Below are 5,069 nucleotides of genomic sequence, written 5' to 3'. Positions count from 1 at the left end.
GCCGTCGGCCTTCACGACATACGGTGCGCCGAAGGTGTCGAGGGCGTGACCCACCTCGTCCGGCGTCCGCGCGTGCAGGGCTCGACCGGTGGGAACACCCGCGGCCTCCATGACGCGCTTGGCGAAGGCCTTCGAGCCCTCGAGCTGCGCCGCAGCCTTGCCTGGGCCGAAAACGGGGATACCACGCTCGCGCAGCGCGTCGGCGACGCCCGCGACGAGGGGAGCCTCGGGGCCGATCACGACCAGGTCGATGGCCTCGTCGTTGGCGAAGTCGGTGACGGCGCCGGGATCCACGGAATCGAGGGCGACGATCGTGGCGTCGCGGGCGATGCCGGCGTTGCCGGGAGCTGCGAAGATCTCATGCCCCGCCCCCTCGGACTGCAGCGACAGGATGATGGCGTGCTCGCGGGCACCGGAACCGAGGACGAGGATACGCACCTCACCAGCCTATCCAGCCCCGTCCTCGACGACAGGTGGGCGTGTTCGGTATTCAGTCTCGCCGTGAGGGGAACCGGTGCGAAGGCCCGTGTTTTCGGGGGCCGGCTCGGGCCGGCGTATCCGAGAGACTGAATTCTGAACCGGTTACGGTGGAGACATGCCGCGCGCCATCACCACGGAGGTCGGCCGAGCCGCGCTCGCCGCCGTGCGTGACGCCGAAAACCCCGCCCGCCCCGATCTCGCCACCGCTGTCCGCTACCTGTTGCAGTTGCTGACCGAGAAGGCGCCGGGCAACACGGTGGAGGTGCGCATCCCGCCGTTCGGTGCGGTGCAGGTCGTGCAGGGTCCGCGGCACACGCGGGGTACGCCCCCGAATGTGGTGGAGACGGATGCCACGACCTGGATCGCCCTCGCGACCGGAGCCGAGACGTGGCCCGACGCGGTGGCCTCCGGCCGGGTCCACGCGTCCGGCAGCCGAGCGGACCTCGCGAACCTGCTGCCCCTCAACCCCTGATCTTCGCGGGCCCTCAGCGACGCGGAACGACCAGCGGTACCCCGGTGATCGGATGCGGGAACACATCCACCGACTGTCGATAGACCGTGGCGATCCGGTCCGCCGTGAGAACCTCGGCCGCCGCGCCCGTGGCGACCACGCGCCCGCCGTCGAGGAGCGTCACACGGTCGGCAAGCGCGAGCGCGGCGTTCAGGTCGTGCAGCACGATCGCGACCGCGTCCCCCTCGCGAGCCCGGTCGCGCACGACCCGCAGCACGTCTTCCTGGTGTTTCAGGTCGAGCGCCGCGGTCGGCTCGTCGAGCAGCAGGATGCCCGTTCCCTGCGCGAGTACGCGCGCCAGCGCGACGCGTGCCCGTTCGCCACCCGAGAGGGAGGTGACGGTGCGGCCGGCGAGGTCTGTGATTTCGGTCGCGCGCATGGCCTCCGCCACGCGGGCGTCGTCGTCCTCTTCCTGGGGCGTCCGGGCCCAGGGCGCCCGACCCATCCGCACGACCTCGGTGACCGAGAACGGAAAACTCACGGCGTTCTGTTGCAACAGGACGGCGCGAAGGCGAGCGAGCTCACGCGGTCGGTGGCCCCGTAGCTCCACTCCGTCGAGACGAACGGTGCCTGCGGCGGGCGCCACATCGCCGGCAAGGACCCCGAACAATGTCGACTTGCCCGCACCGTTCGGCCCGACCAGGGCATGGACCTCGCCCGCCCGGACCTCGATCGTCGCGTCGTCGAGGATGGGACGCTGCGAGGCATCCGGCATCACGCGAACCGCGGATGCCTCGATCCGCGGAGCGTCCGTGGTGCCCGTCATCCCCATCCCCCGGCCCGCTTGCGCGTCCGCACCAGCAACCACAGGAAGAACGGTCCCCCGACGAGTGAGGTGATCATGCCGATCGGCAGGTCTGCGAGGGGCACCGCGGTGCGCGCGACGAGGTCGGCGAGGGCGAGGAGGAGCGCGCCGCCGAGCGCACTCGTGATCACGAGGGGCAGATGGGCCGGGCCGATCGCCATGCGCATGAGGTGCGGAATGACCAGGCCGACGAAGCCGATGATCCCCGCGAAGGCGACGGCGGCGCAGACCAGCAGGGCAACGGTGATGATGACCCCGATGCGCAGCAGCTCGACGTGCACGCCCAGGTGGCGGGCGGTGCGCTCGCCGAGGGCGAAGAGGTCGAGGCGCCGGGCGACGAGCGCGCCGACGGTGATGCCGACCGCGATCAGGGGAACGATGAGCGCGATGTTCTGCCAGAGCGCCCCGTTCAGGCTCCCCAGCTGCCAGAAGACGATCTGCTCGCGGGTGGAGGTCGTGCCGATGAACGTCAGGAATGCCAGCCCCGCGCCGGCGATCGCGTTGATGGCGATACCCGTCAGCAGCAGCGTGACCACTTCGGTGCGGCCGCCCGAACGGCTGATCAGGTAGACCGAGAACACCGCGACCAACCCGCCCCCGAACGCCCATGCGGGGGTCGTCCACAGCCCGAACATGGTGAGTCCGAACGTCAGGCTCGCGGCGGCACCGAGGGCTGCCCCCGACGAAACCCCGACGACCGCCGCGTCGGCCAGCGGATTGCCGAAGATGGCCTGCATGAGGACTCCCGAGACCGCGAGCGCGGCGCCGACGAGCAGGCCCATGACGATGCGGGGAAGTCGGATCTCGAGCAGCACCCCGGTTGCGGTCGGAGCATCCGGCGCCCACGCGTTGTCGATCCCGACCGCGCGGAGCAGGATTCCGATCACCTCGGTGGGCGAGATGGCGTACTGACCGGCACCCAGCGAGAAGACGACGGTCACGATCAGTGCGACGGCGAGGCAGAGCGTCATGATCACGAACCGCGGGCGGCGGTTGCGCGCGGGCGTTGGGAACACCACCTCCGCGCTCGAAGACTCCGCGTTCGAAGATTCCACGCTCGCGGCCCCGTTCTTCACGGCGTGGAGCTCGGGGTCGAGTCTGCGGACGCGGGCGAGTCTGCGGGCGCGTAGAGGGCGCGAGCGAGGGCGCGGATGATCTGGGCGCTGCGTGGGCCGAAGCTGAGGATTTCAGTGTCGGCCATGTCCACGACACGGCGGTGCTGGCCTGCGGGGGTCTGCGCGAGTGCCGGGATGCGCTCGAGGAGGCCGTCGATACCGTCGACCGAGGCGAGTCCGTCCGTCATCATCACGAGCACGTCGGGCTGTGCGGCGACCAGTGCCTCGGCCGTCATGGGCTTCATGCCCTCCCAGCCGATCTCGGAGGCAACGTCGACGCCGCCGACCGCCTCGATCAGCGAATCGGCCCCCGAGTCGCGGCCGAAGCGTGTCCTACACGGGTGCTGTGCGTTTCTCGGGCCACGGCGGCCTCCTCGATGTCTCGCTCGCGAACCCCGAGTTCCGGTTCGCGTCGCCCGCTTCGGCACAGCTGTGGGTCTCGAGCGGCGGCACCCGTCTGCACCTCGGCAATGTCGCGGTCGGCACCGCGGCCCGCAGCGTCTCGGGCTCGGCAGTGACGTTCACGAACGCGGCTGTCTCGCTGACGTCGGCGGGGAGCGCTCTCTTCCGGGGCGAATACACCAGCCTCGACCCGGTCACGTTCACGATCGGCGTGGAGGCCGCGGCGCCGTCGGGTTCGACGGGCACGGTCGCCACGGCGAGTGCCGCGAACGCGTCGGTCGCACGCACCATCCCGGCGACGCCTCCGGCGACCACCGGTATCGTGCTCGACGCCGACACCCTCGCGGCTCTCTCGTCCGGCGCATCCGCCACCATCCAGGCCGACGGGTTCACCCCGGGCGAGACCGGCATCGCCGTTGTGGTCTATTCGACACCGACCGTGTTGGCGACGGACCTTGTGGCGGATGCATCCGGTGTCGCGACCTGGACGGGTTCCCTTCCCGCGACCCTTGCTGACGGCGAGCACACCCTGACCTTCCAGGGCTCGGTCTCGCGCGGTGTCTCGTTCACACTGGCGCGGGCCGAAGCCCTCGGCGCGTGCGTGGTCGAGAATGCCTCCATGCGATGGGGCTTCAAGGAGTCGTTCCGCACCTACATCGAGGGCGTCGCGGCGGGCGGGTGGGAGCTCGACGGCGTCGCCTACGAGTACCCCGACTTCGTCTGGACGGGTGGTTCGGGATCACTCGACACCGAATCCGGCGTCACGGGTGTCGTCGACTTCGGGGGCACGATCCGCTTCACGGGCCACGACGGGGCGCTCGACACGTCGCTCACCGCCGCGCGGATCGAATTCGCGGGCGACGTCGGCTACGTCGTCTTCGACATCACGGGTACGACCCAGTCGGGCGAACCGATCGCGATGACCGACGTGCGTTTCGCCGAGTTCGCCCTGCCTGAAAATGCGGTGCCGACGGATGCCGTGGGCACCGACTCGATCGTGCTCGACCGGGTGCCCGTGACGCTGACCGCCGCCGGCGCGACGGCGTTCGGCAGCTATCCCGAGGGGGAGCAACTCGACCCGTTGGCCCTCGAGATCCCCCTGGCGGAAGACTGCGGTGTGGCGGCCGCTGCCGCACCGATCGATGAGGACGAGCCGCTCGCCGCTCCCGAGACGGATGCCTCAGCGTCCACGGATCCGCTCCCCGTCTGGCCCTGGATCGCGGGGGGAGTGGGGTTGGCTTTGATCGTCGCCCTCGTCATTCGTCGGCGTCGTGCGGTGGACGCAGCCTCAGCCGATGCGCTCGCCCCCGACCAGGCCGGACCGTCTGTGTAGGTGCGACAATGGAGGGGTGAGCAACGAAATCGTCGAGGGGCGCGTGCGCCGGGCGCCCAAGTACGGCGTCTTCCTGACGGTGGGCGCGCTACTCGGGGTCTTCGTTGCCCTCATCCTCACCTTCGTGAACGGCGGAGAAGCGACGAGCCCCTTGACCGAGGTCACGTACTCGGCCACGCAGGTCTTCGGATTCCTCGCCTTGATCGGCGTCGCCGTCGGTCTGGTCATCGGGGGCGTCGCCGCGTTGCTCTTCGATCGCGCCTCGCGCCGCCGGGCGCGCACGGTCAGCTTCGACCACGAGACCATCGTCGACTGACATCTCGACGCGGCACTCTGCGTCGGTTCGACCTCTGGTTTCCGGATGGGAGAACTCTCATCTTTTCGTCGTGATTCCGGCGTGATTCGGGTGCTTTTCGGGATTCA

General features: G+C 70.0%; 5 protein-coding genes and 2 pseudogenes. 3 read left to right on the top strand and 4 right to left on the bottom strand.

Annotated elements, in window-relative coordinates; translation table 11 throughout:
• Window positions 1-438, bottom strand: a pseudogene (locus tag MIC448_RS08290) (phosphoribosylamine--glycine ligase); the annotation flags it as partial.
• 157 nt (window positions 439-595) lie between these two features.
• Between MIC448_RS08290 and MIC448_RS08285 the strand changes: the two are divergent.
• A complete protein-coding gene (locus MIC448_RS08285; protein WP_036298126.1) occupies window positions 596-952 on the top strand; it encodes a sterol carrier family protein in 357 nt (118 codons plus the stop codon).
• Window positions 953-965: 13 nt separating this feature from the next.
• Here the strand turns inward: MIC448_RS08285 and MIC448_RS08280 are convergent, their stop codons facing one another.
• The 3 genes and pseudogenes from MIC448_RS08280 to MIC448_RS08270 all read right to left on the bottom strand — a co-directional run.
• Window positions 966-1,757, bottom strand: coding sequence for a heme ABC transporter ATP-binding protein (locus MIC448_RS08280; protein WP_232711522.1), 792 nt, complete (start codon window positions 1,755-1,757; stop codon window positions 966-968).
• On the bottom strand, window positions 1,754-2,767 hold the full coding sequence (locus tag MIC448_RS08275) for an iron ABC transporter permease (RefSeq protein WP_051513420.1): 1,014 nt from the start codon (window positions 2,765-2,767) through the stop codon (window positions 1,754-1,756). Before MIC448_RS08275 ends, MIC448_RS08280 begins: the two co-directional genes overlap by 4 nt.
• 101 nt (window positions 2,768-2,868) lie before the next feature.
• Window positions 2,869-3,237, bottom strand: a pseudogene (locus tag MIC448_RS08270) (ABC transporter substrate-binding protein); the annotation flags it as partial.
• Window positions 3,238-3,239: 2 nt separating this feature from the next.
• Between MIC448_RS08270 and MIC448_RS08265 the strand changes: the two are divergent.
• Window positions 3,240-4,646, top strand: coding sequence for an HtaA domain-containing protein (locus MIC448_RS08265; protein ID WP_051513408.1), 1,407 nt, complete (start codon window positions 3,240-3,242; stop codon window positions 4,644-4,646).
• A 16-nt stretch (window positions 4,647-4,662) separates the two neighbouring features.
• The gene (locus tag MIC448_RS08260; RefSeq protein WP_036298124.1) at window positions 4,663-4,962 is read left to right on the top strand and encodes a YtxH domain-containing protein; all 300 of its coding nucleotides are present in this window, start codon (window positions 4,663-4,665) and stop codon (window positions 4,960-4,962) included.
• The last annotated feature ends 107 nt before the right edge of the window (window positions 4,963-5,069 follow it).

The sequence above is a fragment of the Microbacterium sp. C448 genome, assembly GCF_000582705.2.
GTDB classification, from domain to species: Bacteria; Actinomycetota; Actinomycetes; order Actinomycetales; family Microbacteriaceae; genus Microbacterium; species Microbacterium lacus_A.
This window is presented reverse-complemented; position numbering and strand designations above follow the sequence as displayed.